The organism is Winogradskyella marincola (assembly GCF_029624125.1).
In the GTDB taxonomy this organism is placed as follows: Bacteria; Bacteroidota; Bacteroidia; order Flavobacteriales; family Flavobacteriaceae; genus Winogradskyella; species Winogradskyella marincola.
In genome coordinates, this window is sequence record NZ_JARSBN010000008.1 from 108,284 (window position 1) to 133,807 (window position 25,524).

Annotated in this window: 30 protein-coding genes; 18 read left to right on the forward strand and 12 right to left on the reverse strand. The window is 32.8% G+C overall.

Translation table 11 applies throughout. The features are described 5' to 3' along the window. The first annotated feature begins 2 nt into the window (after window positions 1-2). From rpmD to P7122_RS13865, 14 genes are all read left to right on the forward strand, one after another. Window positions 3-182 carry a 50S ribosomal protein L30 gene (gene rpmD / locus P7122_RS13800; RefSeq protein ID WP_076620351.1) on the forward strand — a complete coding sequence of 60 codons (180 nt, stop codon included), beginning with the start codon at window positions 3-5 and terminating at the stop codon, window positions 180-182. Between the two features lie 16 nt (window positions 183-198). Next, window positions 199-651 carry a 50S ribosomal protein L15 gene (gene rplO, locus P7122_RS13805; protein WP_278006384.1) on the forward strand — a complete coding sequence of 151 codons (453 nt, stop codon included), beginning with the start codon at window positions 199-201 and terminating at the stop codon, window positions 649-651. A 10-nt stretch (window positions 652-661) separates the two neighbouring features. Next, window positions 662-2,026, forward strand: coding sequence for a preprotein translocase subunit SecY (gene secY / locus P7122_RS13810; protein ID WP_278006385.1), 1,365 nt, complete (start codon window positions 662-664; stop codon window positions 2,024-2,026). Between the two features lie 77 nt (window positions 2,027-2,103). Then, entirely contained in the window at window positions 2,104-2,319 is a 216-nt protein-coding gene (gene infA / locus P7122_RS13815) for a translation initiation factor IF-1 (protein ID WP_007094967.1), read from the forward strand. Window positions 2,320-2,415: 96 nt separating this feature from the next. Then, window positions 2,416-2,532, forward strand: a complete 117-nt coding sequence (gene ykgO, locus P7122_RS13820; protein ID WP_008269159.1) for a type B 50S ribosomal protein L36 — start codon at window positions 2,416-2,418, stop codon at window positions 2,530-2,532. A gap of 97 nt (window positions 2,533-2,629) precedes the next feature. Beyond that, entirely contained in the window at window positions 2,630-3,004 is a 375-nt protein-coding gene (gene rpsM, locus P7122_RS13825; RefSeq protein ID WP_243471098.1) for a 30S ribosomal protein S13, read from the forward strand. Between the two features lie 135 nt (window positions 3,005-3,139). Next, window positions 3,140-3,523: a 30S ribosomal protein S11 gene (gene rpsK, locus P7122_RS13830; RefSeq protein ID WP_179345458.1), complete on the forward strand. Its 384-nt coding sequence runs from the start codon at window positions 3,140-3,142 to the stop codon at window positions 3,521-3,523. 171 nt (window positions 3,524-3,694) lie between these two features. Beyond that, entirely contained in the window at window positions 3,695-4,300 is a 606-nt protein-coding gene (gene rpsD / locus P7122_RS13835) for a 30S ribosomal protein S4 (protein ID WP_278006386.1), read from the forward strand. Window positions 4,301-4,394: 94 nt separating this feature from the next. Continuing rightward, the gene (locus P7122_RS13840; RefSeq protein ID WP_278006387.1) at window positions 4,395-5,387 is read left to right on the forward strand and encodes a DNA-directed RNA polymerase subunit alpha; all 993 of its coding nucleotides are present in this window, start codon (window positions 4,395-4,397) and stop codon (window positions 5,385-5,387) included. A gap of 81 nt (window positions 5,388-5,468) precedes the next feature. Then, window positions 5,469-5,945, forward strand: coding sequence for a 50S ribosomal protein L17 (gene rplQ, locus P7122_RS13845; RefSeq protein WP_278006388.1), 477 nt, complete (start codon window positions 5,469-5,471; stop codon window positions 5,943-5,945). A 114-nt stretch (window positions 5,946-6,059) separates the two neighbouring features. Beyond that, window positions 6,060-7,163, forward strand: coding sequence for a glutamine-hydrolyzing carbamoyl-phosphate synthase small subunit (gene carA, locus P7122_RS13850; protein WP_278006389.1), 1,104 nt, complete (start codon window positions 6,060-6,062; stop codon window positions 7,161-7,163). Window positions 7,164-7,313: 150 nt separating this feature from the next. Further along, window positions 7,314-8,606, forward strand: coding sequence for a phosphopyruvate hydratase (gene eno, locus P7122_RS13855; RefSeq protein ID WP_278006390.1), 1,293 nt, complete (start codon window positions 7,314-7,316; stop codon window positions 8,604-8,606). A 245-nt stretch (window positions 8,607-8,851) separates the two neighbouring features. Then, window positions 8,852-10,138: a citrate synthase gene (locus P7122_RS13860; RefSeq protein ID WP_278006391.1), complete on the forward strand. Its 1,287-nt coding sequence runs from the start codon at window positions 8,852-8,854 to the stop codon at window positions 10,136-10,138. A gap of 61 nt (window positions 10,139-10,199) precedes the next feature. Next, entirely contained in the window at window positions 10,200-11,114 is a 915-nt protein-coding gene (locus P7122_RS13865) for a dimethylarginine dimethylaminohydrolase family protein (RefSeq protein WP_278006450.1), read from the forward strand. On the opposite strand, the gene P7122_RS13870 is transcribed toward P7122_RS13865, so the two are convergent. The 6 genes from P7122_RS13870 to rsfS form a co-directional block, all read right to left on the reverse strand. Beyond that, a complete protein-coding gene (locus P7122_RS13870; RefSeq protein WP_278006392.1) occupies window positions 11,115-11,381 on the reverse strand; it encodes an acyl-CoA-binding protein in 267 nt (88 codons plus the stop codon). Between the two features lie 4 nt (window positions 11,382-11,385). Further along, a complete protein-coding gene (locus P7122_RS13875; protein ID WP_278006393.1) occupies window positions 11,386-12,039 on the reverse strand; it encodes a phosphatidylserine decarboxylase family protein in 654 nt (217 codons plus the stop codon). Further along, on the reverse strand, window positions 12,029-12,850 hold the full coding sequence (locus P7122_RS13880; protein ID WP_278006394.1) for a phosphatidate cytidylyltransferase: 822 nt from the start codon (window positions 12,848-12,850) through the stop codon (window positions 12,029-12,031). The genes P7122_RS13875 and P7122_RS13880 overlap by 11 nt, the downstream gene beginning before the upstream one ends. Then, window positions 12,850-13,458 (reverse strand): LUD domain-containing protein, encoded by a 609-nt coding sequence (locus P7122_RS13885; protein ID WP_278006395.1) that lies wholly within the window; start codon window positions 13,456-13,458, stop codon window positions 12,850-12,852. Before P7122_RS13885 ends, P7122_RS13880 begins: the two co-directional genes overlap by 1 nt. Before the next feature lie 102 nt (window positions 13,459-13,560). Further along, entirely contained in the window at window positions 13,561-15,504 is a 1,944-nt protein-coding gene (gene ftsH / locus P7122_RS13890; protein WP_278006396.1) for an ATP-dependent zinc metalloprotease FtsH, read from the reverse strand. Between the two features lie 54 nt (window positions 15,505-15,558). Continuing rightward, window positions 15,559-15,930: a ribosome silencing factor gene (gene rsfS / locus P7122_RS13895; protein WP_278006397.1), complete on the reverse strand. Its 372-nt coding sequence runs from the start codon at window positions 15,928-15,930 to the stop codon at window positions 15,559-15,561. A gap of 95 nt (window positions 15,931-16,025) precedes the next feature. Between rsfS and P7122_RS13900 the strand changes: the two genes are divergently transcribed. Then, the gene (locus tag P7122_RS13900; protein WP_278006398.1) at window positions 16,026-16,757 is read left to right on the forward strand and encodes a biotin--[acetyl-CoA-carboxylase] ligase; all 732 of its coding nucleotides are present in this window, start codon (window positions 16,026-16,028) and stop codon (window positions 16,755-16,757) included. Here P7122_RS13900 and P7122_RS13905 read toward each other — a convergent pair. Next, window positions 16,754-17,149, reverse strand: coding sequence for an SRPBCC family protein (locus tag P7122_RS13905; protein ID WP_278006399.1), 396 nt, complete (start codon window positions 17,147-17,149; stop codon window positions 16,754-16,756). The genes P7122_RS13900 and P7122_RS13905 overlap by 4 nt on opposite strands. Before the next feature lie 105 nt (window positions 17,150-17,254). Continuing rightward, entirely contained in the window at window positions 17,255-17,899 is a 645-nt protein-coding gene (pyrE, locus tag P7122_RS13910; protein ID WP_278006400.1) for an orotate phosphoribosyltransferase, read from the reverse strand. Window positions 17,900-18,020: 121 nt separating this feature from the next. On the opposite strand from pyrE, the gene P7122_RS13915 reads away from it, so the two are divergent. Next, complete coding sequence (locus P7122_RS13915; RefSeq protein ID WP_278006401.1) at window positions 18,021-18,602, forward strand: NUDIX hydrolase; 582 nt, start codon at window positions 18,021-18,023, stop codon at window positions 18,600-18,602. Here the strand turns inward: P7122_RS13915 and P7122_RS13920 are convergent, their stop codons facing one another. Further along, window positions 18,603-19,439, reverse strand: a complete 837-nt coding sequence (locus tag P7122_RS13920; protein ID WP_278006402.1) for a rhomboid family intramembrane serine protease — start codon at window positions 19,437-19,439, stop codon at window positions 18,603-18,605. 10 nt (window positions 19,440-19,449) lie between these two features. Then, window positions 19,450-21,207: a M14 family metallopeptidase gene (locus P7122_RS13925; protein WP_278006403.1), complete on the reverse strand. Its 1,758-nt coding sequence runs from the start codon at window positions 21,205-21,207 to the stop codon at window positions 19,450-19,452. A 40-nt stretch (window positions 21,208-21,247) separates the two neighbouring features. Here P7122_RS13925 and P7122_RS13930 point away from each other — a divergent pair, with 40 nt between their 5' ends. Together P7122_RS13930 and ctlX are read left to right on the forward strand one after the other, a co-directional pair. Beyond that, window positions 21,248-21,613 (forward strand): DUF7793 family protein, encoded by a 366-nt coding sequence (locus P7122_RS13930; protein ID WP_278006404.1) that lies wholly within the window; start codon window positions 21,248-21,250, stop codon window positions 21,611-21,613. A 69-nt stretch (window positions 21,614-21,682) separates the two neighbouring features. After that, a complete protein-coding gene (gene ctlX, locus P7122_RS13935) occupies window positions 21,683-22,615 on the forward strand; it encodes a citrulline utilization hydrolase CtlX (RefSeq protein ID WP_278006405.1) in 933 nt (310 codons plus the stop codon). Between the two features lie 25 nt (window positions 22,616-22,640). On the opposite strand, the gene P7122_RS13940 is transcribed toward ctlX, so the two are convergent. Beyond that, on the reverse strand, window positions 22,641-24,701 hold the full coding sequence (locus tag P7122_RS13940; protein WP_278006451.1) for a tetratricopeptide repeat-containing sensor histidine kinase: 2,061 nt from the start codon (window positions 24,699-24,701) through the stop codon (window positions 22,641-22,643). A gap of 367 nt (window positions 24,702-25,068) precedes the next feature. Continuing rightward, complete coding sequence (locus P7122_RS13945; RefSeq protein ID WP_278006406.1) at window positions 25,069-25,437, reverse strand: bleomycin resistance protein; 369 nt, start codon at window positions 25,435-25,437, stop codon at window positions 25,069-25,071. Window positions 25,438-25,524 lie beyond the last annotated feature (87 nt).

The window sequence follows — 25,524 nt, forward strand, 5'->3', positions numbered from 1 at the left end:
AGATGGCAAAGATTAAAGTAACTAAAGTAAAAAGTGCAATCAATCGTACTAAAAGACAAAAGCAAACATTAGAAGCTTTAGGTCTTAGAAAGATTGGACAAGTAGTAGAGCACGATGCCACACCAAATATCCTTGGTATGGTGAAGAAAGTTGAACATTTAGTTTCTGTAGAGGAAGCTTAAAAATACAAACTTAACAATGGATTTAAGTAATTTAAAACCTGCAGAAGGTTCAGTTAAAAATCAAGGAAAACGTGTTGGACGTGGTCAAGGATCTGGTAAAGGTGGTACTGCGACAAGAGGACACAAAGGTGCTAAGTCACGTTCTGGATACTCTAAGAAATTAGGTTTCGAAGGTGGTCAAATGCCTTTACAAAGACGTGTTCCTAAGTTTGGATTTACTAATATTAACAGAGTAGAGTATCAAGGTGTAAACTTAGATACATTACAACAATTAGTAGACGAAAAGAAAATTAAGGATACTGTAGATTTTGAAACACTTGTATCATTAGGAAAAGCTGGAAAGAATGATCTAGTAAAAATCCTAGGTAGAGGTGAATTAAAAACAAAATTAACAGTAACTGCACATAAATTTACTGCAACAGCAAAAGCTGCTATTGAGGCTGCTGGTGGTGAAGCTGTAACTTTATAAGATTTAAAAGATGAAGATAATAGAAACATTAAAAAACGTCTGGAAAATCACTGAGCTTAAGGATAGAATTATTCTAACCTTAGGCTTGTTATTAGTGTATCGTTTTGGTGCTCAGGTGGTTTTGCCAGGTGTAGATTTTCCAAAGCTATCAGAACTTCAAAGTTCTGCAGCAGAAGGTGGTTTATTATGGTTAATTAACGCATTTACAGGAGGTGGTTTTTCTAAAGCCTCAGTATTTGCTTTAGGTATTATGCCATACATTTCAGCCTCTATCGTGGTTCAACTTATGGGTATTGCAATTCCTTATCTACAAAAACTTCAAAAAGAAGGAGCTAGTGGACAAAAGAAAATTACTCAAATTACACGATGGTTAACTATTGGAATCTGTTTGGTTCAGGCACCTGCTTATTTAGGTACCATACCGTCTTTATCTGGACTTCAGTCAATTAACCAAATGTTAATACCAGGCTTTTCAGAAAATGTATTCTATTTTTCATCAGTAATCATCCTAGTAACAGGTTGTGTTTTTGCAATGTGGTTAGGTGAAAAAATTACTGATAAAGGTATTGGTAATGGTATTTCATTATTAATTATGGTTGGTATTATAGCAACCTTACCACAGTCATTTGCTCAAAACATGTTCTCTAGATTAGAAGGTGGAAATGGTGGATTTATGATGATTTTAATAGAATTAGTTATCTGGTTCTTAATCATTTTAGGTTCTGTATTCTTAGTAATGGCAGTACGTAAAATTGCTGTACAATACGCAAGAAGAACAGCTTCTGGTGGCTATGAGAAAAATGTATTTGGCTCTCGTCAATTCTTACCATTAAAATTAAACGCTTCAGGTGTAATGCCTATTATATTTGCTCAAGCAATTATGTTTGCGCCAGCATATATAGGTAAATTATTTGGTCCAGAAAGCGGAGTAGGACAATGGATGCAAACTAACTTCCAAGATATCTTTGGATTTTGGTACAATCTTGTATTTGCACTATTAATTATAATATTTACATATTTCTATACTGCAATTACAGTACCTACAAATAAAATGGCAGACGATTTAAAACGTAGTGGTGGATTTATTCCAGGAATTAGACCAGGTACAGAAACAGCTGAGTACTTAGACAAAATTATGTCTCAGATTACTTTACCAGGATCTATTTTCTTAGCCTTAGTAGCTATCTTCCCTGCTTTTGTTTATCAATTAGTAGGCGTGCAACAAGGTTGGGCATTATTTTTTGGTGGTACATCATTATTAATTATGGTTGGTGTGGCTATTGATACTATGCAGCAGATTAATTCTTATTTATTAAATAAGCATTATGATGGCTTGATGAAAACGGGAAAAAACAGAAAATCTGTTACCGCATAATTATAAAAACAACACAATGTTCAATAAAATTTAGGCAAGGTATTTGTTAAATGAAGACTGAACATTAAAAATAAATTATGGCAAAGCAAGCAGCAATAGAACAAGACGGAACAATTATAGAAGCATTATCTAATGCAATGTTCCGTGTTGAATTAGAAAATGGTCACATTGTGACAGCACACATATCTGGAAAAATGCGTATGCATTACATTAAATTGTTACCAGGTGATAAAGTAAAATTAGAAATGAGCCCTTACGATTTAACTAAGGCTCGTATAACCTATAGATACTAAAAACGAGTTAAGAAGTTAAAAGTAGAAAGTTGTAAAGTAATATTTATCACTCAACTTTTAAACTTTTAAACTTTTAAGCTTTTAAACACGACAAAGATGAAAGTAAGAGCATCAGTTAAAAAGAGAAGTGCTGATTGTAAATTAGTACGTCGTAAAGGAAGACTTTACGTTATTAACAAAAAGAATCCAAGATTCAAGCAAAGACAAGGATAAAAAAGTCAATTAGTAATTAGTAGTTAGATGAATCTGTTCGAAATCGAAAGGTTTAGGATTCTAACAACTAAAAGCTAACAGCTAAAAACTAAATTATATGGCAAGAATTGCAGGTGTAGACATACCAAAACAAAAAAGAGGAGTTATCTCTTTAACTTATATCTATGGTATAGGTAGAAGTAGAGCTAAGGAAATTTTAGAAACTGCTAAAGTTGACGAGAGCACAAAAGTACAAGATTGGACTGACGACGAAATCGGAGCTATCCGTGAAGCAGTTGGTGCATTTAAAATCGAAGGTGAATTACGTTCTGAAACACAATTGAACATTAAGCGTTTAATGGATATTGGTTGTTACAGAGGTATTCGTCACAGAGCTGGTCTTCCTTTAAGAGGACAGCGTACTAAGAACAACTCTCGTACAAGAAAAGGTAGAAGAAAAACAGTTGCTAACAAGAAAAAAGTAACTAAATAATAACAGACATTAGTCATTAGTAATTAGACGTTAGATGAATCTGCTCGAAATCGGAAGGTTTAGGATTCTAACAACTAAAAGCTAACACCGCGTTTTGCATAAGCTTTACAAAACGCAACTAAAAAACTAAAAAATATGGCAAAGTCAAGTACAAAAAAACGTAAAGTAATAGTAGATGCTATAGGTGAAGCTCACATTACAGCTTCATTCAACAACATCATTGTTTCTTTAACAAATAAAAAAGGTGACGTAATTTCTTGGTCATCTGCTGGTAAAATGGGCTTTAGAGGTTCTAAAAAGAACACTCCTTATGCAGCGCAATTAGCTGCAGAAGATGCTGCAGGTGTAGCAAAAGAAGCTGGTTTAAAGAAAGTAAAAGTATACGTAAAAGGTCCTGGTAACGGTAGAGAATCTGCTATCAGATCTATTCACAACTCAGGTATTGAAGTATCAGAAATTATCGATGTTACTCCAATGCCACATAACGGTTGTCGTCCTCCAAAGAGACGTCGCGTATAATAATGCATACATAGTAAAGTTAATATCAGTCGATTATTCGGTTGGTATTAACTTTTTTTATGTACATTTGCAAACTGAAAAAAATTAAATAAGTATCAACGAGAGATTAACGATTATAGAAGGATAAGTTTAAGACCTTAATTTTATAATCACTCTCAAAATCAATTTAAAATGGCAAGATATACTGGTCCTAAAACTAAAATAGCTCGTAAATTCGGTCAAGCTATCTTCGGAGACGACAAAGCCTTCGAAAAAAGAAACTACCCTCCAGGTCAACATGGTAACAACAGAAGACGTGGAAAAAAATCTGAATACGCAATCCAATTAATGGAAAAGCAAAAAGCAAAATATACTTATGGTATATTAGAGCGTCAATTCAGAAACATGTTTAAAAGAGCAACAGCAGCTCAAGGTATTACAGGTGAAGTTTTATTACAATTATGTGAGTCTCGTTTAGATAACGTGGTTTTCAGAATGGGTGTTGCACCAACTAGAAGTGCTGCAAGACAATTAGTATCTCACAGACACATTACAGTTAATGGCGAAAAGGTAAACATTCCTTCTTACCAATTAAAAGCTGGTGATGTTGTAGGTGTAAGAGAAAAATCTAAATCTTTAGAAACTATTCAAGCTTCATTATCTAACTCTAGCAATGTATATGAGTGGATAACTTGGAATAACGATAAAATGGAAGGAACTTATGTTTCTGTACCAGCTAGAATCCAAATTCCTGAGCAAATCAATGAGCAGTTCATCGTAGAACTTTACTCTAAATAATAATTAACCACATTGGTATTTGGCCAAAGGGTTTATTTGTCTTCTTCAAACTTATAAACCGCGCAACCAAATAACAATTAAAACGAAGAATAAAATGGCAATATTAAATTTTCAGAAACCAGATAAAGTAATCATGATTGATTCTACTGATTTTGAAGGTAAGTTTGAATTCAGACCTTTAGAACCAGGATACGGATTAACAGTTGGTAATGCTTTACGTAGAGTATTATTATCTTCTTTAGAAGGTTTCGCAATCACTTCTGTTAGAATAGAAGGTGTAGATCACGAATTTTCTACAATTTCTGGAGTAGTAGAAGATGTAACAGAAATGATATTAAACTTAAAGCAAGTAAACTTTAAGCGTCAGATTGATGAAGTAGATAACGAAACTGTTACTATTTCTATTTCTGGGCAAGAGCAAATCACTGCTGGTGATTTTCAAAAGTTTATTTCTGGTTTCCAAGTTTTAAATACAGATTTAGTAATCTGTAACTTAGATCCTAAAGTAAATATCAATATGGAGATAACTATAGAAAAAGGTAGAGGTTATGTTCCTGCTGAAGAAAACAAAAAAGCTTCTGCACCAATGGGAACTATCTTTACAGATTCTATCTATACTCCAATAAAAAATGTTAAGTATAGCATCGAGAACTTCCGTGTTGAGCAGAAGACAGATTACGAAAAATTAGTTTTCGAAATCTTAACAGATGGTTCTATCCATCCTAAGGATGCTTTAACTGAAGCAGCAAAAATATTAATCCACCACTTCATGTTATTCTCTGATGAGCGTATTACATTAGAAGCTGATGAGATTGCACAAACAGAAACTTATGATGAAGAGTCACTTCACATGAGGCAGTTACTTAAGACTAAATTAGTTGATATGGATCTTTCTGTACGTGCTCTTAACTGTTTAAAAGCTGCAGAAGTAGATACTTTAGGTGATTTAGTATCTTTTAACAAAAACGATTTAATGAAATTCAGAAACTTTGGTAAGAAGTCTTTAACTGAGCTAGAAGAGTTAGTTAACGTTAAAGGTCTTAACTTTGGTATGGATTTAAGCAAATACAAATTAGATAAAGACTAATTTATAATTAATAATAATCATATTTTGCTCTTTAGACTATATAACGTCTGAATTTGGTAGCAAGATGATAATACAAACGTCATGAGACACGGAAAAAAATTCAACCATTTAGGTAGAAAATCTGCGCACAGAAAAGCAATGTTAGCAAACATGGCATGTTCTTTAATAGAGCATAAGCGCATTAACACTACAACTGCAAAAGCAAAAGCGTTAAAACAGTTTGTAGAACCATTAATTACTAAGTCTAAAGAAGACACTACTCACAATAGAAGAATTGTGATGTCTAGATTAAGACAAAAAGAAGCAGTTGCAGAATTGTTTAGAGACGTTGCTGCTAAAGTAGGTGATCGTCCAGGTGGTTATACTCGTATCATTAAGTTAGGTAACCGATTAGGTGATAACGCTGATATGGCTATGATTGAATTAGTAGATTACAATGAGTTATACAACGCTGGTAAGCCTGCTAAGAAAACTACTCGTAGAAGTAGAAGAGGTGGTAAGAAGAGCACAACTGCTGTTCCTGCTGTAGAAACTCAAGCTTCAAACGAAGAAGAATAGTCGATGTTAATAATCATTGATAAATATAAAGGATAGACTTTTTAAGTTTATCCTTTTTTTTTGGAATTTTGTAAAACTTTTTCTGCCAATGCAGAAATCTTATAAACATTGTACATGAAATATAAACAAAGAAAAAAAGCACTAATTCTATTAGAAGACGGTACTATATTTTACGGTAAGTCAATAGGTAAAGACGGTACAGCATTTGGTGAAGTATGCTTTAATACTGGTACAACAGGTTATCAGGAAATTTTTACAGACCCTTCTTATTATGGTCAGTTAATGGTTACCACAAATGCCCATATTGGTAATTATGGAACTAAGGAAGATGAAATGGAATCTGAAGATGTAAAAATTGCAGGTTTAATTTGTAAAAACTTCAGTTTTGAATACTCTCGTCCTTCAGGCGATAATTCTTTAGAAGATTTCTTTGAAAAGTATAATACACTAGCTATTGCAGATGTAGATACAAGAGCTTTAGTGAGCTACATAAGAGATAATGGAGCAATGAATGCTGTTATATCTACAGAAGTAGATGACATAGAAAACCTTAAAAAACAATTGGCAGATCAGCCAGATATGAAAGGTTTAGAGTTAGCTTCTAAAGTGTCAACTAAAGAACCATATTATTTTGGAGACGAGAATGCAACATATAAAATAGCAGCTTTAGATATAGGAATAAAAAAGAATATTCTTAGAAACTTAGCTAAGCGAGATGCCTATATAAAAGTGTTTCCGTACAATTCTAAATTTGAAGATTTAGAAGCATTCAATCCAGATGGATACTTCTTATCAAACGGACCAGGAGATCCTGAGCCATTAGTAGAAGCACAAGCAGTAGCAAAAGAAATTATTGCAAGAAACAAACCACTGTTTGGTATATGTTTAGGACATCAAGTTATAGCCTTAGCAAATGGTATTTCTACTTATAAAATGCATAATGGTCATAGAGGAATCAATCATCCTGTTAAAAACTTAGTTACAGGAAAAGGTGAAATTACATCTCAAAATCATGGTTTTGCTATTAATAGAGAAGAAACTGAAGCTAATGAAAATGTAGAGATAACACATGTACATCTTAACGATAATACTGTAGCCGGAATTAAGATTAAGGATAAAAACTGTTACTCTGTACAATATCATCCAGAGGCAAGTCCAGGGCCAAACGACTCGGTATATTTATTCGATCAGTTTATAGAAAACATAAAAAATAGCTAGTAGAAAAAACGCAACAAACATCAAATTTTGTTGCGTTTTTTTAGTTTCGAAAACATTATAGTAAATATTAATCGTAAATATAATTTTTGTACTGATTAAAGGACTATATTTTCGTAATTTTGAAACAATCAACAATAAAAAAATAAAGAAATGAGCATTATAGTTAATGTACACGCAAGACAAATTTTAGATTCTAGAGGTAACCCAACTGTAGAGGTAGATGTTGTAACAGAAAATGGAATTATGGGAAGAGCAGCTGTGCCATCTGGCGCTTCAACTGGAGAGCATGAAGCTGTAGAATTAAGAGATGGTGGAGATGCTTATATGGGAAAAGGAGTTTCTAAAGCCGTTGAGAATGTTAATGCTGTTATAGCTCAAGAATTACTTGGTGTTTCTGTTTTTGAACAAAATGCTATCGATCAATTAATGATAGATTTAGATGGCACTAAGAATAAATCAAAATTAGGAGCTAATGCCATTTTAGGTGTTTCTCTAGCTGTAGCAAAAGCAGCAGCTAATGAGTTAGGAATGCCTTTATATAGATATGTTGGTGGAGTTTCTGCAAACACATTACCATTACCAATGATGAATATCATTAATGGTGGTTCTCATAGTGATGCTCCAATCGCATTTCAAGAATTTATGGTAATGCCTGTAAAAGCAAAAGATTTTACACATGCTATGCAGATGGGTACAGAGATTTTTCACAATCTTAAAAAAGTACTACACGATAGAGGTCTGAGTACTGCAGTAGGTGATGAAGGTGGTTTTGCGCCAAACCTGGAAGGTGGTACAGAAGACGCACTAGATTCAATAAAATTAGCCGTAGAAAAAGCAGGTTACAAATTTGGGGAAGATGTTAAGATTGCTCTAGATTGTGCAGCAGCAGAATTTTACGTTAATGGTAAATATGACTATACTAAGTTTGAAGGCGAATCTGGTAAAGTAAGAACGTCAGAAGAGCAAGCTACTTACTTAGCCGAACTAGCTGCAAAATATCCAATAGTTTCTATTGAAGATGGTATGGATGAAAATGATTGGGACGGTTGGAAAGTTCTAACAGAGAAGATAGGAGATAAAGTACAATTAGTTGGTGACGATTTATTTGTAACCAATGTAGAGCGTCTTTCTCGTGGTATTGAAAACGGAATAGCAAATTCTATCTTAATTAAAGTAAACCAAATCGGTACTTTAACAGAGACAATTTCTGCTGTAAATATGGCACATAATGCAGGTTATACTTCAGTAATGTCACATAGATCAGGTGAAACTGAAGACAATACTATTGCAGATTTAGCTGTAGCGTTAAATACAGGTCAGATTAAAACAGGTTCTGCATCACGTAGTGATCGTATGGCAAAATACAATCAATTATTACGCATAGAAGAAGAACTAGGAGATGTAGCTTATTTTCCTCAAGAAAATGCATTTAAAGTGAAGTAATCTAGTCTTCGATAAATTATTAATAAATTAAAAAAAGCCTGTCCGATTGGATAGGTTTTTTTTCGCTTTTTAATCAGAAAATAAAGGGCTAAATAGCATTTAAAGAAAAATACAAATTATTCCTTTTTATCTATTGATTTCAATAATACCCAAATTGTTAAAACGATTGTAAATTGACTTCCGAAATCGTTTGATATTTCGTAAATTAGCAGTCCTTAAAAATTCACAAAAACAAGTAAAAAAATATGTCAGATAAAGCTACCTTAGAAATTAATGGTGAAAAGTATGAACTACCAATAAAAGTAGGAACAGAGAATGAAGTTGCCATTGATATAAAAACCTTAAGAAGTGCAACAGGAGGTGTTATTACAATTGATCCAGGTTATAAAAACACAGGAAGTTGTGAAAGTGCGATAACATTTTTGGATGGTGAAAAAGGAATACTAAGGTATAGAGGTTACTCTATTGAAGAACTTGCCGAAAAAGCAGATTTCCTAGAAGTTGCTTACTTATTAATTTTTGGTGAATTACCAACACAGGCACAATTAGATAAGTTTGAAAGTGACATAAAAGAGAAGTCAGTTGTAGATGATGACGTAAAGAAGATTTTAGATGCGTTTCCTAAGTCTGCACATCCAATGGGTGTGTTATCTTCATTAACTAGTGCGTTAACAGCATTTTACCCATCTTCTGTAGATGTTAACTCAGAAGAGGCAATGTACAATGCAATAGTTAGAATATTAGCTAAATTTCCAATTCTTGTTGCATGGACAATGCGCAAAAAGCATGGTTTACCATTAGATTATGGAGACAAAAACTTAGGCTATGTAGAAAATGTTCTTAAAATGATGTTTAAGAGTCCAAATAGTGAGTATGAGCAAAATCCTATCTTAGTAAATGCATTAGATAAGTTGTTAATTCTTCACGCAGACCATGAGCAAAACTGTTCTGCTTCAACAGTAAGAATTGCAGGCTCTTCTCATGCAGGTTTATTTGTTTCTCTAGCATCTGGTATATCTGCTCTTTGGGGACCATTACATGGTGGTGCTAACCAAGCAGTTTTAGAAATGTTAGAAGCTATTAAAGAAGATGGTGGAGATACTAAAAAATACATGGCAAAAGCTAAAGACAAGGACGATCCTTTCCGTCTAATGGGCTTTGGTCACCGTGTATACAAGAACTTTGATCCTAGAGCAAGAATCATTAAAAAAGCAGCTGATGAAGTATTAGGAGATTTAGGTGTTGAAGATCCTATTTTAGATATAGCAAAAGGATTAGAAAAAGAAGCTTTAGAAGATTCTTACTTTGTAGATAGAAAATTATATCCAAACGTAGATTTCTATTCAGGAATTATATATAGAGCTATGGGTATTCCTGTAGAAATGTTTACTGTAATGTTTGCATTAGGTCGTTTACCAGGTTGGATAGCACAGTGGAGAGAAATGCGTATGCGCAAAGAACCAATTGGTCGTCCTAGACAGCTTTATATTGGAGAAACACACAGATCTTTTAAATCTATAGATGAAAGGTAATTTAAAATAAATTTAAACTCATAAAGCATCATTAATCAATGGTGCTTTTTTGTGTATATATATTATGAAATTAAACGTTAAAAATGAAACTTCTAGACTAAGAGCTGTTGTTCTTGGTACAGCAGAAAGTAATGGGCCTACACCTTCAATTGAAGAGGCTTATGATCCAAAATCATTAGAGCACATAAAAGCAGGTACATACCCTTCTGAAGAAGATATGGTTTCTGAAATGGAATCTGTAGCAGAAGTTTTTAATAAATATGACGTCAAAGTTTATAGACCAAATATTATAAAAGACTGTAATCAGATTTTTTCTAGAGATATTGGTTTTGTGATAGATGATGTTTTTATTAAAGCTAATATTTTGCCAGATAGAGAAGAGGAGTTAGACGCAATTCAATATATAATAGATCAGATAGATGCAGATAAAGTAATGCGTCCTCCTGTTGAGGCACATATAGAAGGTGGAGATGTTATTGTGTGGAACGATCATATTTTTATCGGTACCTACAGAGGGTCAGATTACTCAGATTATATAGTAGCACGCACCAATAAAGCAGGTGTAGATTTTATTGCTGAAAAGTTTCCTAATAAAAAAGTAAAAAGCTTCAACCTTAGAAAATCTCAAACCAATGCTATGGATAATGCATTGCATTTAGACTGCTGTTTTCAGCCTATAGGTAAGGATAAGGCCATCTTACATAAAAATGGATTTTTAGAAGAAGAGGAATACTTATGGTTGGTAGATTTCTTTGGAAAGGATAATATTTTTGAAATCACAAAAGAAGAAATGTATCACATGAATAGTAATGTTTTTTCAATTTCTGAAAACGTTATTATTTCAGAAAAGAATTTTACTAGATTAAATTCTTGGTTGAGAGAAAATGGTTTTACGGTTGAGGAAGTGCCTTATGCCGAAATTGCAAAACAAGAAGGATTACTTCGTTGCTCTACATTGCCTTTAATAAGAGATTAATTACTTTCTGTATAAAAAGTAGTTATTAACTAGGTTAATGTATTCAGTTTTAGCTTCATCAGGGCTAATGTCTTGTATTTGAAATAAGGCATTAGTCTTAAAAGCATTAATTATAGGCTTGCGACTACTTGGTCTTCCGTAATCATTTGTTGCTTTTTTATAGTAAGCGTAGAGTCGTAATAAGAAATCAGCAGGAAATGGGTCTGTATGCGCATTAATACGGTCTACAGCATCTTCAAACTCTTTATGTAGTTCTTCTGATGTCATTTAATTATTTCATTTCTGCAATGATACTTTCGCCTCCTCTTACTTTCTGGTTAAGCTCAACCTTAATTTCAGCATCCAAAGGTAAAAATAAATCTACTCTAGAGCCAAATTTTATAAAACCAGAGTCTTCACCTTGTGTAGCCTTAGAGTTTACTGTAGCATAGTTTACAATACGTTTGGCTAGTGCACCAGCGATTTGGCGATATAGTACTTTGCCAAAACTTTCGTTCTCTACAACTACAGTTGTACGCTCGTTTTCTTCGCTGGCTTTTGGGTGCCATGCAACCAAATATTTCCCAGGATGGTATTTGCTAAAACTTACATTTCCACTTATTGGGTACCTTGTAACATGGACATTAATAGGAGACATAAATACAGAGACTTGTATGCGTTTGTCTTTAAAAACTTCGTTTTCCATTACTTCTTCAATAACCACAACTTTACCATCTACAGGAGATAGTGCTTGTTTTTCGTTAGCTTTAGTATGACGTTTCGGATTTCTAAAAAATTGAAGAATCAGAATAAAGAAAACGAGTATGGCTATCAATAACCCTTTTCTGAGCCACTCATTAGTAACAAACTCGTCGATTAAAAAAAATGATCCTACAACTAGGACTAAAGTGATAAATATAATTTTGTGACCTTCTTTATGAAACATAACTTAGTATTCTTAAAAACAAATATATAAATGGTGATGCAAAGATAATACTATCTAGTCGGTCTAAAAGCCCTCCATGTCCTGGCATTATAACACCACTATCTTTTACACCTGCTTGTCGCTTAAATTTAGATTCTATTAAATCGCCTAATGTACCTAGAACACTTACAATAATACTCATAATTAACCAACTGGTAAAACCTAAGGTTTCTGTGTACTTTGCAATAAAATAACTAGATATACAAGCAAAAAATAATCCACCAAGAAAACCTTCAACTGTTTTTTTGGGTGATATGCTCGGAAATAATTTTTGCTTTCCAAAGTTTTTTCCCACCAAATAGGCAGCACTATCATTAACCCAAATGAGTATAAAGCTTCCTAAAAGTAAAAGAGGTGTAAATACATTTTCGTAATTAGCTATAAGCAGCATAAAAATAAAACCACTTGTTAGATAAAATGTAGAAACAATAAAACTCTTTGAGCTAAAAATAGGAATACGCTTGGTTGTAAATAAATCTTTTATAAGAATTAAATTAACAAATATTGTAGTAACTAACACTATCTGTATGGCTTCATCACTACCAGTTGTGTTTTTATTCCAAATGCTCAAGTACCAAAATCCACCAAAAAGCACTATGAAAATAATGTATTGTGCTATAGACTTTAGTTTAATAAGGTTACTAAATTCTGCAAGACTCAAAACACCAAATAAGACAAGTAAAGCCGTAAGCGTATTTTGCATATACAACGACCCAATGAGCAATAAAACATAGATAGCACCAGATACGGCTCTTATGATAAATTCTTTCATTACAAATCTTCTAAGAGAAGTAGGTATAGGTTTTTAGCACTGCTTCCGTAGGTAAGAAAATCTTTATCATCAGCAGTTTTAAAATGTTTTATAGTGGTAATATTTGTTGGGATTTTAGACTTGCTTTTTGCCTTAATACCTTTTAACCCTTCACCTATATTTTCTGCAAACTGACTTGTTGTGGCGTAGATTATAAAATGTTCTGGTAGTTCTTTAAGCTTTTTTTCTGCTATTTGATTAGATGAAATTAATAAAGAACCATCATCAGAAATCAGATATTCGCAAGTTGATAAGAAGTATTTACTCTCAGAGATTTTTGTAGTACTATTAAGTTTAAAGTCTTTAAACAAATCTAGTAAGCGCTCATCAATAACAAAGACTTTGTCATTGTGCCATTGATTTTCGCCCAAGATAGCATTGAAACTTTCTTTAACTTCTGCCATATTTTCGCAATACAAGAATTTGCCACCATTTGCCTTGAAGTTTATGGTAAAACGTTCATCGGCAGGTAACTTAATTTCAGGCATATATTTGCCTCGCTCTTGATTTGGTATTTGTTCTTCGGACTCATTTGATTTTTTTCCGAAGAGTTTACGAAATAAGCTCATTCAACTGCTACTATTAATCCTAGGTTAGTGCATTTCTCAAATATAAAAAAACTTAAATTAACTAGAAGTCAATTTAAGTTTTTTATATGACAACTGTAAGGTTTATTCTTCTTCCTCTACAGCTGTTTCTTCTTTATCAAAAGCACGCTTTCCAAAGATAATCTCAAGGTTGTCCTTGAAAATCACTTCTTTATCAAGTAGTACTTCTGCTAGTTCGGTAAGTTTGTCTTTGTTTTCTTCTAGAAGTTTTACCGCTCTTTCGTATTGTTTTTCAATTATATCTGAAATTTCTTTATCAATAAGTTCTGCGGTTTGCTCGCTATAAGGTTTTGTAAACCCATATTCTGACTGCCCAGAAGAATCATAATAGGTTAGGTTACCCACTTTTTCGCTTAGACCATAAATGGTAACCATTGCTCTTGCTTGCTTTGTTACTTTTTCTAAATCGCTAAGCGCACCTGTAGAAATTTTACCAAAAATAACTTGCTCAGCAGCTCTACCACCTAATGCAGCACACATTTCGTCTAGCATTTGCTCTGGTCTTACAATAAGACGTTCTTCAGGTAAATACCAAGCAGCACCTAGAGAACGACCTCTTGGTACAATGGTAACTTTTACCAATGGAGCAGCGTGTTCTAGCATCCAGCTTATTGTGGCATGACCTGCTTCGTGGAACGCAACAGCGCGTTTTTCTTCTGGAGTTATAATTTTGTTTTTCTTTTCTAGACCACCTATAATTCTATCTACAGCGTCTAAGAAATCTTGCTTATTAACTGCTTTTTTGCCTTTTCTGGCTGCAATTAAGGCTGCTTCGTTACATACATTAGCAATATCAGCTCCGGAGAAACCTGGTGTTTGTTTTGCTAAAAAGTCTACATCTAGAGTTTCTTCTTTTTTAAGTGGACGAAGGTGTACTTCAAAAATTTCTTTACGTTCTCTTACATCTGGAAGATCTACATAAATCTGGCGATCAAAACGGCCAGCACGCATTAAAGCACTATCTAAAACATCTGCACGGTTGGTTGCAGCAAGTACAATAACATTTGTGTTAGTGCCAAAACCATCCATTTCAGTTAATAACTGGTTTAATGTGTTTTCTCTTTCATCATTAGAACCAGAGAAGTTGTTTTTTCCTCTTGCTCTACCTATGGCATCAATTTCATCAATAAAAATAATTGAAGGAGACTTTTCTTTGGCTTGCTTAAATAAATCTCTTACACGAGAAGCACCTACACCTACAAACATTTCTACGAAGTCTGATCCTGATAAGGAAAAGAAAGGTACTTTAGCTTCGCCAGCAACGGCTTTTGCTAGTAAGGTTTTACCTGTGCCTGGAGGTCCTACAAGTAATGCTCCTTTTGGGATTTTACCACCAAGAGATGTATATTTTTCTGGAAATTTTAAAAAGTCTACAATTTCTTGTACTTCTTCTTTAGCACCTTCTAAACCAGCTACATCTTTAAAAGAAGTTTTAGTGTCAGATTTTTCATCAAAAAGCTTGGCTTTAGATTTTCCTATGTTAAAAATCTGTCCACCAGCTCCGCCACCTCCACCAGATGACATACGTCTCATTATAAAAATCCAAACAGCAACTATTAAAATAAAAGGTAAGATGGTTATTAATAAATCTCCCCAAACATTTTGCTCGGTCTCATATTCTACAACTGTACTAAGGTTGTTGTCATCTATACTTTTTCTAATATCTTTTTCAAAATTCTGAAGATCACCAAATTCAAATTTATAATTAGGAATTGGAGTTACCGAAGGTAAAATAGTATTAGGCTTAGATTTTTTATGAACTTCTAATTTTTGAGCTTCTTTTGTTAGGTAAACTCTAGCTTCACGTTTGTTTACAATTTCTACTTTAGAAACCTCACCCTTATCCAGGTACTCAATAAATTGAGAAGGGTTTATTTGCATTCCTGTAGATCCGCCAAATCCACCTGAAAACAATTGAATAGATATGAATATAGCTATGATAATTCCGTAAATCCAATAAGGATTTACTTTAGGTTTTTTATTTAAGTTTTTATTGTCTTTTGCCATTTTTTACGTCTTTCGACTTCGCTTAAGTATACCTAAGCAGTAATCGTTTTGTGTTTAGTAACTTGTTTCTATTTGCGTCATTTTAGCGTCTCCCCAAAGACTCTCAATGTCGTAGTATTCTCTTATGTGTTTTTGAAAAACGTGTACCACTACATTAACATAGTCCATTAAAACCCATTCGGCATTGTCTGTACCTTCTACATGCCAAGGTTTGTCTTTAGTAGCTTTACTGACTATTTTTTGTATGGAGTTGACGATTGCGTTAACTTGTGTGTTAGAAGTACCTTCACAAACTATAAAATAATCGCAAACCGTATTTTCGATATCTCGTAAATCTAAAATTGTAATCTCTTTCCCTTTAACCTCTTCTATTCCAGCAATGATTGTTGTAATGAGTTGGTCTGCACTAGTTTTTTCTTTCGTCATTAAATTGAATTAAATTTATGCAAAGTTATTATTTTTTTAGTTCTTGTAGACCCTAAATGTCATAAGAAAACCATAAAAATAGACCCTTTATTTGTATGTACATAATCAAACTTAATGCCATTGACTCTACAAACAGTTACTTAAAGGCTATGGCATCTGTTAATTTACCAAAAGATTTTACGGTTGTAGTGGCTGATCATCAGACGCAAGGAAGAGGTCAAATGGGCACAACTTGGCAAACAGAAGATGGTAAAAACCTTACCGCTAGTGTGTTTAAGGCTTTTGGGTTTGTTGATGTAGAAAAACAATTTTATATAAGTATGGCTGTAGCTTTATCTATTTGTAAAGCACTGGATATTTTAAAAATCTCACAATTATCTATAAAATGGCCTAACGACATTTTGTCAGCAAATAAGAAAATTTGCGGAACATTAATAGAGAATGTTATAAAACAAAACCAGCTTAAGGGCTCTATTATAGGTTTTGGACTGAATGTAAATCAAAAATATTTTGACAATTTACCTAAAGCTTCATCAATGAGCTTGCTTACTGGTGTTGTATATAATAAAGATGAAGTTTTATCTCAAATTCTAAAACAGCTACAATATTATTTTGCAATTTTAGAGTCTAAAGACTATGAGAAATTAAAAGTAGAATACGAATCCCTTTTATTCAGAAAAGATAAACCTTCAACATTTAAAAATGAAGATGGTACTACCTTTTCTGGAATTATAAAGGGTATAACTGAAACTGGCAAACTTAACGTTTGGACCGAAGATGATGTAATAAAAACTTTTGATTTAAAACAAGTGACCTTGCTTTATTAGATCGCAGTTTTCATATTGGTTACAAGGGTTTCAATAAATTTGTTTATTGGTCCTTTTATCATCATAGCCATCATGGCGTTAAACTCTCCGCTAAAAGTTAACTGTACGTCACTTTTATTAGCTTCTACTTCTGTAATATGGCCAATAAGAGAGAAATCTAACTTTCCGCCAGCTGCACCTAAAACAATTTTGCTATGAGGTATTTCTTCTTTTTTCTTAAGGACTATTTCTGGCATTCCTTTTAAAGCAAAAAGAAATTTATCGTTGTCTAGAACTTCAAACTTGCTAATGTTCTCTGGCATTAGAGTTTCAAAATTTTTAACGTCTGACAAGAAATTGAACGTTTCTTCAGCAGATTTATCTAAAGTAACCTTTGGTGATTCTAAATTCATTGTTTAGTAATGTTAAGTTGTTTATTTGTTTATGCGTTAAGTTGATGTCGTTTTATTTTAATGGGTTTAAACGAATCAACAACTAAACGACTCAACGATAATATATCAATTAGCATTCCATTCGCTAGGATTAGCATTCCATTGTGCTAAAATGTCTTGTTCTGCTTTGGTAATATAGTTAGTGTCTAGGGCTTGCTCTAAAAGATTTTCGTAGTTGCCAAGGGTGTGTAATTCTATGTTGGCATCGTTAAAGTTCTTTTGTGCAACATCAAATCCGTAAGAAAAAATGGCAACCATACCTTTTACATTTACTTCGGCTTCTTTTAAAGCTGCAACAGCGTTAAGACTACTTTTTCCGGTACTTATTAAGTCTTCTACTACAACTACGGTTTGCCCTTTTTCTATATGACCTTCAACCTGATTTTGACGACCATGCTTTTTTGCTTCTGGTCTTACATAAACAAATGGAAGATTTAAATATTCGGCTACCAAAGCTCCAATACCAATGGCTCCGGTTGCAACTCCAGCAATAACATCTGGTTTGCCATAGTGGTCTTCTATGTGTTTTGCCATGGTTTCTCTAATGTAATTTCTTATAAGTGGATAAGAAAGTACAATTCTGTTGTCGCAGTATATTGGTGATTTCCATCCAGAAGCCCATGTAAATGGTTCTTTTGGTTGTAGTTTTATAGCATTAATTTGCAATAAAACTTCTGCGGTTTTTTTTGCGGTTTCTTTGTTAAAAATCATAGTTGCAAAATTAATGAATTTTATAAGTTTTTAAATTTTAAACTAATTTAATTCTAAGTTTAAAAGTGGTTTAATAAAAAATAATACTTTTACAATTGATAAGTTATAACTAACCCAATCTATGTACACTATTTATGTAGGCGATAAGCCTATAATTTTAACTACAAAAGTTGAAAAGGAGACCGATTTTAAATCGTTTCTTCTTAAGTCTGTTAATATAGGTAAGGTTATCAAAGTGCTTAATAATACAGATCTTAAAGCTGTACATTTAATACATAATAATCCTGATAAGCTTTTAAAACACTTTTTGAAACTTTTGCCCAACGTTATTGCTGGTGGAGGTAAAGCTTACAATGCTAATAATGAGGTGTTGTTTATTTACCGAAATAATAAATGGGATTTGCCTAAAGGTAAGGCAGAAGGTAAGGAGTCTATTGAAGAAACGGCTATACGAGAAGTAGAAGAGGAGACTGGAGTAGAGGGATTAAAAATTACCAAGCCTTTACCAACAACATATCATATTTTTAAGCGCAACGGTAAGCATAAGATTAAGGTTACCTATTGGTTTGAAATGAAAACCAAATTTGATGGTAAACTTTACCCTCAAGAAAAAGAAGGTATTACTAAAGTAGAGTGGTTAGACGAAAAATCTGCACAAAAAGCTTTAGAAAACAGCTATGCCAATATTAAGTTGTTGGTGTAACTATTTAGAGAGGTTTTTTAACCTTTCTTTTTCTTTTTTAGATAATTTATCAATTCCTTTTTTGCTTATTTTATCTAAGAGTTTATCGAGCTCTTTTTGTTTGTCTACTTTTTCAGAATTGTATTTTTGTTCAAAGGATAAAGGTGCACTCTCCTTTTTGAAGTTTATTTTATCTGTTAGAAGAAAATGAGGTTTTGATACAATTAAGTAGATAAATGCTAATGTTGGAATTAAAATTAAAAGAATTGCACTATAGTTTTTGGTGATAGCATTTGGATGAATAATAATAGCGACAAGTAATCCAATAATAGCTCCTCCTAAATGTGCCTCATGGCCAATGTTGTCTCTTTTTGTCTTTATACCATATATAGAAATTAAGACAAATAAAACTCCAAAAATCCAACTTGGAATAAAAATCGGAAGTAGTAAGAGGCCAATATCAAGCCCAGGATAAAGTGCTATACAGGCAAATATGATTCCAGATACAGCGCCAGAAGCACCTATTGCTGAATAGTCTCCATGATTCCTATGTACGTATAGCGCAAAGAGGTTTCCTCCAATAAGGCTAGATATATAAATTAGTATAAATAAAATAGAACCAATTTTTTGTTCCAATAAATTACTGAATATGTAGAAGCTTATCATGTTGAAAGCTAAGTGACTCCAGCCTGCATGTAAAAATCCTGAGCTTATTAATCTTATGTAATCTTTTTGAATTAAGATTTTATCTACATGAAATTTGTACCCTTCAAAAAAGTTGTAATTCTTAAAACCTCTTATGGAAACTATAAAGTTTATTATAATTATTACTATTGAAGCAACACCAATATTGTTCATTTTTTGAGGTTTATTTTAGTCTGTATATAGGATACTGCAAATGTGCTTTTTCATAATGCTTACTCTTTTTGTGTAACCAATCTAGTTGCGCATACCAGTTGTTGGCAAATTCTTCATCATAACTGATCTTTATATTATACTCAATTTGCAACTTCGGATTTTCTCTTAAAAGCTGTTTGGCTCTGTCTTCCCATACGTAAGGCGAAAACCCTTCTTTTTGTTGTAAAATGGTATCAAAGAAATTCCAGTTGAAAAACGAATCTGGAGCAGCAGGTTCTAAGGTTTCAATAATGTATCTAATGGCATTTTGATCTGTCTTTACCAAAAAGTCTCCTTGTCTAAAAGTAATGTTTTGCTTAGACGCTTTTACTTTTGTGTTGTAGTGCGAATAATGTCCTTCGTAAGGAGATGTTCTGGTTTTGTAATCCTCAATTCTATAAGATTCTACGGTTAAAGTGGTGTCTTTTTTAAAAGGAATTAATTCCACTTTATTTAACTTAAGTAAGTCTATAACATTATGCCATCCTTGAGGTATAATGTAGGCTTTAGGTATAGTTATGTTACCAGAAGGTATAAAAAAGTTTTGGTACTCAACAGGCTTGGTAAAAGGTTGAGACCTGTCGTATTTTAAGCGTTGCGCTCCTGTTAAATCACTTTTTAGCATTTGGCCTTCATAGCCTTTAAATTGTAAAGATGTTGATTTTGTGGTATCAACTACCCATGAAATAGGATAGTCATTACCAGGTTTCCATTTGAGTTGTTGAGCACTTCGTAATTCGGATATTTTATCAGCATCTGCTTCGGTAATTTCTATCATGCTTTTCATTAACTCGTAAGTGCCTTCAACACGTTGCTTGTATGGTTTTAGCATATGCGTTTCTACCATCATACCAAGGGTATTAAATAATGTTGTATAGCCTGTAGAATAACGAGGAGAATCAAAAAATTGAGAAAAACCAGACTCAGGAGTACGGTTAAAGACATTAACATAAGGTGTTATGTCCCATTTTTTTTCTGCTAATTTTTGTTCAAGTTTTGGCATCATCTCTAAGTGAAGATAAGCACCCAAATTGCCACCTAACTTGTTGTGTTGTGTAAATAAATGTGTTAAAGTATATTGGTAATCTGCGCCATTACTTACATGGTTGTCTATAAAAACATCTGGCTTTACAGTATGAAATATTTCAGCAAATGCCTTAGCATTTTCGGTATCACATTTTATAAAATCTCTATTTAAATCATAATTGCGAGCATTGCCTCTAAAGCCATATTCTTTTGGGCCATTTTGGTTGGTGCGTGTTCCAGAATTTCTATTAAGACTTCCACCTATGTTATAGATTGGAATTGTCACTAAAACCGTTTGTATTGGTGCTTCGATTTTGTCTTGTGCCATGTCTCTATAGAGCATCATGGTAGCATCAATACCATCAGATTCACCAGGATGTATACCGTTATTAATTAATAAAATTCTGTGGTTTTTTCTTAAAAGATCAAAGTCATTATGAATCTCAGTAGGATTATATATTACGATATGCAAAGGTTCGCCAGAATCTGTCTTGCCCATTTCTCGGATAGAAATTTCCTTGTAGCTATCTGCTAAGTCTGTATAAAACTGAATTGTCTCTTGGTAGGTAGCAGTTTCTGTTCCGTTACTTTTTTCAAAAACGGTTAATAAATCTCCAATTTCTTTAGTTTGGCTTTTTGTGGATTTGTCATAACATCCTGAAAATAAACAAGGTAGTATGAGTAGGAAAATTAGTTTTTTCATGCTAATTAATTTTAGCTAAATTTACTTATTATTTGTTATTATGAAAGTTTATAAATTAAGCTTTGGTCAGATAAATATTATTGAGCCTGACATCGCGGAAGTTATTATAGATAATGAAATTATAATGAACGAAACCATGGTAGAAGAATATCATGAGTTTTTGCTCTCTTATCTTAAATCCCCTTTTTCTTTATTAGTTAATAAAAAGCATTCTTATACCTATACTTTTGAAGCACAACGACTAATAGGTACTCTAACAGAAATTAAAGCTATGGCTGTGGTTACGCATACTATAATAAGCGAAATGACTACGGAAACTTTAATTACAATGAACAAAGAAAAAAACTGGAATATTAAATTGTTTCAGAAACGAGAAGAAGCTCTCGATTGGTTAAAAACTGTTTAGACTTTTGTGTTGTTTTCGTGTTAAAAATGAGATAAATTTGCACGTATTTCATTTCTATTTAATTACAAAATGCAACAAACTACAGATACTATATTAATGATTCGTCCTGTAAACTTTAGGATGAATGAGCAGACAGCTATAAATAATTATTTTCAAGAAGAAATTGATTTAAAAAATGCAGAAATCAATGCCAAAGCTCAAGAAGAATTTGATGCTTTTGTAGAAAAATTAAAGGCTGTTGGTATTAATGTTGTAGTTGAGCATGATGATAAATCTGTGGATACTCCAGATTCTATTTTTCCTAATAATTGGGTAAGCTTTCATAATAGTGGAGATGTAGCTCTGTATCCTATGTTTGCAGAAAACCGACGCAAAGAGCGTAGAGAAGAAGTGCTTGTAAGGTTAGAAAATGAAGGTTTTGAAATTAAAAATATTATAGACTATACTTCGGCTGAAGAAGAAGGTGTTTTCTTAGAAGGTACAGGTAGTCTTATTTTAGACAGAGTTAATAGAAAAGCATATTGTGCTTTATCACCTAGAGCAGACGAAGAATTGTTTATAGAATTTTGCGAAGATTTTGAATATACTCCAGTTGTTTTTATAGCTAACCAAACTGTAGAAGGAAAGCGTTTGCCAATTTATCATACTAATGTAATGATGTGTTTAGCCGAAACCTTTGCTGTTATTTGCTTAGATACTATAGACGATAAAAAAGAGCGCAAAAATGTGATAAAACACCTAAAAGCAGATGGTAAAGAGGTTATTGCCATTTCAGAATCTCAAATGCATCAGTTTGCAGGTAATATGTTACAGCTTAGAGGCAAGGATAATCAGCGCTATCTAATAATGAGCCAAGCGGCTCATAAAAGCTTAACAAAAGATCAGGTTAATAAAATAGAAAAACATTGCCCAATAATTTCGAGTTCATTAGAGACTATAGAAACTTGTGGAGGTGGAAGTGCTCGTTGCATGATGGCAGAAGTGTTTTTGCCAAAAGCTTAATCTAAATTTCAGAGTTTTTTTGCACCTAAGCTTTAGGTGTAGACTTAGGAAGTTCTATAAAGAATTTACTACCAACATTAACGGTACTTTCTACCCAAATTTTTCCGTTGTTTAATTCAACTAAATCTTTTGCGATAGTTAACCCAAGACCAGTACCTTTTTCGTTTTTAGTACCAATTGTTGTAAAGTTTTTGTTGGCATTAAAAAGCTTGTTGATATTTTCTTCAGAAATACCAACACCTGTATCTTCAACACATATTAGAGCTTTGCCATTAATACTTTGGTTAGACACGGTAATAACATCTCCAGTTCTGCTAAATTTAACAGCATTAGTTATTAAATTCTGAATAACAATCTCAACCATACTCTTGTCTGCATAAACAAAATCGCGTTGAGACTCATCAATTAGAACTATACGTTTATCTTCAACCTTTTGTTCTACCAATGCCATTTTGGTATGGAATACTTCTTGAATGTTAAATAGCTCTGGGTTTGGTTCTAAATTCTGCATTTGAGACTTAGACCAGTTCAATAAATTAAAGAGTAGAGACGATGCGTTATTCGCATTTTCGCTTAATTCAGGTATTAATTCTCTAAACTCTTCTTTAGAAATACTATCTTCTTTTAATAAATCTAAAAAGGCCTTAATTGATGAAATAGAATCTTTTAAATCGTGAGAAACTATAGAGAATAATTTGTCCTTTACCTGGTTAACCTCTTCTAGATGATGCGTTTGTTCTAGTATAGCTTCGCTACGTATCTGTTCTTGTTTTAGCTTTTCTCTTTGTTCAATTAAGGTATTTCTATAATTTTTACTTTTCAAAAAGTTTAGCAGTAATAAGGTAAGTAAAATAGCAGAGCTTGCAAGTGCTCCATACACAACCATTGGATTGTTTAGCCAGGTTTTTATTACTTTATTATTGTTTTCTTTAACCTCAAAACTGTCTATTTCTTCTTCAATAGGATTAGAATTTATTAAATCTAAAGGTTCAGTGTTAACAGGAAAAACAGGTTGATCTACTTTGTTGAGTTCATCCTTTAAGTCGTAATACTTGTTTTGCCAGAAAAAGGCATTCTGAAAATAACCACGAGTAGAATCTAATGCTATATGAAGCTTGTAGTTTTTTAAAAGAGCAGGTTTGTTATCAATGTTTTGAGCAATGTTATAGGCTTCATTAAGTTGTATTTCTGCTAATTTTACTTTTTGTCTTTGAAGATTTAAGTTGCCAATAGCATTTAATGCCAATAAAATGCCTTCTTGGTTGTTTTGCTTTCTATTGTATTTTAGCCCTTCTACAAGATATTCTGAAGCTTTTTCGTACTCTCTAAATTCTAAATATTCGCTACCAAGCTTTGGTAAAATCTCACCTCGTAAGTTTTGGTCTTTGGTAGGATTTAGCATCTCTAAGACATTTTCATAGTACTCAATAGCCTTACGATGTTCTTTTCTTGAAGAATAGAGGTCTGCAACATTTTTTGTAGAAGCAATAATACCGTCTCTATCATTTATTTTTTTTCTAACATCAAGAGCTTTAAAGTTAAAATCTATGGCTTTATCTATCTGGTTGGTTTTAAAATAAGCCTCAGCTAAGTTGTTATATGCAGAGCTTAATTCGTCGTAAAGATTTTGTTTTTCAAAAATATCAATGGCAGACAATGAATTTTGAAGACCAACAGAATAATTGCCTCGTTTTATCTCTATAAGTCCAATACTGTTGCTAACTTTAGCAATACCAAGGGTGTCGCTAATTTGCAGATAATATTTTCTGGACTTGTCATAGTTGTCAATAGCATTAAAATAATCGTTGCGTTGGGTATAGATAAGCGCTCTGTAATAAGTGCTTTCAGCAAGACCTTTAGTATATTTAAGTTTTTCAGAAAGTTTGGCTGTTTGATTTACGTAGAGCAAAGCTTTTTCGTAATCTTTAATGGTGTAGAGCTCTTCTATGAGCGTTAATGAAAGATCAACTTTTGCAGAATCAGCCTGGTGATACGCTAATTTTACGGTAAGGTCGTCTATTCTTTCATTTTGAGCATAGCCAATGAAAGTTAAAATAAAAACAGTTAATGTCATTAACTGCTTCATCACTTAACATATGTTAAACGATGTGTTATGTTTTGGTTTACGTAACTTTTATAGTGAGGGGTAAAAAGTAAGTCAACACTAAACAATAACAACGCGGTTAATGTTCGATTATAAAGCCTCATTTTAATGTTTGGGACATTTGTTAATAGCATTTCAAAAATGCCATAATGCTCTTAAATACGCTAATTATTGGGATTTAATGCTAATAAATTAGATGAAGTGACAGATGAAATTCAAGAAAAAAATATTGTATCGATTAACGGCAAAAATCTTAGGAAAACTACCGTTTTGTCGATGAAATGCATGTTTTGTGTAATAAATTGAAATTCAATATTTTGTATTTGGGTTGTAAGGTGTTAAAATTTATTTATTCGTCAATTTCTTGTCCGAATTTTATCATATTTCCGTCGAGATCTAAAATGGCAAATTCTCGCATACCATAAGGATGGTTTTTTAAAGTGCCGTTTGGATGAATAACACCAAAAGTTTTCAATTCTTCGTAGAGTGTATCGATATCTTCAACATCTACATAGCAACTTGTGTTTTCTGGATGAATTTTGTCGTCGCATTTCCAAAAATGAACCACAAAGTTATCGCGAGCAATTACTGCGTAATTATCGTCTAAATAACCAATCTTATTAAAGCCAAGCTTAGTTTTATAAAATTCTACGGTCTTTTTAATATTCAGAGAGGCTAAAACAGGAATGCCTTTGAGAAGATGTGGTTTTCGTTCCATTTTTTATTAAAGTAAATTTTATGTCTCTAAAAATAGGGAATAATGATGCGCTATTGTCTTAATAGAATAATAAAACTCCTATCTTTG

Coding starts and splice junctions, on each gene's coding strand:
- rpmD (WP_076620351.1), top strand. CDS start 3: ATGGCAAAGATTAAAGTAACTAAAGTAAAAAGTGCAATCAATCGTACT.
- rplO (WP_278006384.1), top strand. CDS start 199: ATGGATTTAAGTAATTTAAAACCTGCAGAAGGTTCAGTTAAAAATCAA.
- secY (WP_278006385.1), top strand. CDS start 662: ATGAAGATAATAGAAACATTAAAAAACGTCTGGAAAATCACTGAGCTT.
- infA (WP_007094967.1), top strand. CDS start 2,104: ATGGCAAAGCAAGCAGCAATAGAACAAGACGGAACAATTATAGAAGCA.
- ykgO (WP_008269159.1), top strand. CDS start 2,416: ATGAAAGTAAGAGCATCAGTTAAAAAGAGAAGTGCTGATTGTAAATTA.
- rpsM (WP_243471098.1), top strand. CDS start 2,630: ATGGCAAGAATTGCAGGTGTAGACATACCAAAACAAAAAAGAGGAGTT.
- rpsK (WP_179345458.1), top strand. CDS start 3,140: ATGGCAAAGTCAAGTACAAAAAAACGTAAAGTAATAGTAGATGCTATA.
- rpsD (WP_278006386.1), top strand. CDS start 3,695: ATGGCAAGATATACTGGTCCTAAAACTAAAATAGCTCGTAAATTCGGT.
- P7122_RS13840 (WP_278006387.1), top strand. CDS start 4,395: ATGGCAATATTAAATTTTCAGAAACCAGATAAAGTAATCATGATTGAT.
- rplQ (WP_278006388.1), top strand. CDS start 5,469: ATGAGACACGGAAAAAAATTCAACCATTTAGGTAGAAAATCTGCGCAC.
- carA (WP_278006389.1), top strand. CDS start 6,060: ATGAAATATAAACAAAGAAAAAAAGCACTAATTCTATTAGAAGACGGT.
- eno (WP_278006390.1), top strand. CDS start 7,314: ATGAGCATTATAGTTAATGTACACGCAAGACAAATTTTAGATTCTAGA.
- P7122_RS13860 (WP_278006391.1), top strand. CDS start 8,852: ATGTCAGATAAAGCTACCTTAGAAATTAATGGTGAAAAGTATGAACTA.
- P7122_RS13870 (WP_278006392.1), bottom strand. CDS start 11,381: ATGACATCAGAAGAACTACATAAAGAGTTTGAAGATGCTGTAGACCGT.
- P7122_RS13875 (WP_278006393.1), bottom strand. CDS start 12,039: ATGTTTCATAAAGAAGGTCACAAAATTATATTTATCACTTTAGTCCTA.
- P7122_RS13880 (WP_278006394.1), bottom strand. CDS start 12,850: ATGAAAGAATTTATCATAAGAGCCGTATCTGGTGCTATCTATGTTTTA.
- P7122_RS13885 (WP_278006395.1), bottom strand. CDS start 13,458: ATGAGCTTATTTCGTAAACTCTTCGGAAAAAAATCAAATGAGTCCGAA.
- ftsH (WP_278006396.1), bottom strand. CDS start 15,504: ATGGCAAAAGACAATAAAAACTTAAATAAAAAACCTAAAGTAAATCCT.
- rsfS (WP_278006397.1), bottom strand. CDS start 15,930: ATGACGAAAGAAAAAACTAGTGCAGACCAACTCATTACAACAATCATT.
- P7122_RS13900 (WP_278006398.1), top strand. CDS start 16,026: ATGTACATAATCAAACTTAATGCCATTGACTCTACAAACAGTTACTTA.
- P7122_RS13905 (WP_278006399.1), bottom strand. CDS start 17,149: ATGAATTTAGAATCACCAAAGGTTACTTTAGATAAATCTGCTGAAGAA.
- pyrE (WP_278006400.1), bottom strand. CDS start 17,899: ATGATTTTTAACAAAGAAACCGCAAAAAAAACCGCAGAAGTTTTATTG.
- P7122_RS13915 (WP_278006401.1), top strand. CDS start 18,021: ATGTACACTATTTATGTAGGCGATAAGCCTATAATTTTAACTACAAAA.
- P7122_RS13920 (WP_278006402.1), bottom strand. CDS start 19,439: ATGAACAATATTGGTGTTGCTTCAATAGTAATAATTATAATAAACTTT.
- P7122_RS13925 (WP_278006403.1), bottom strand. CDS start 21,207: ATGAAAAAACTAATTTTCCTACTCATACTACCTTGTTTATTTTCAGGA.
- P7122_RS13930 (WP_278006404.1), top strand. CDS start 21,248: ATGAAAGTTTATAAATTAAGCTTTGGTCAGATAAATATTATTGAGCCT.
- ctlX (WP_278006405.1), top strand. CDS start 21,683: ATGCAACAAACTACAGATACTATATTAATGATTCGTCCTGTAAACTTT.
- P7122_RS13940 (WP_278006451.1), bottom strand. CDS start 24,701: ATGAAGCAGTTAATGACATTAACTGTTTTTATTTTAACTTTCATTGGC.
- P7122_RS13945 (WP_278006406.1), bottom strand. CDS start 25,437: ATGGAACGAAAACCACATCTTCTCAAAGGCATTCCTGTTTTAGCCTCT.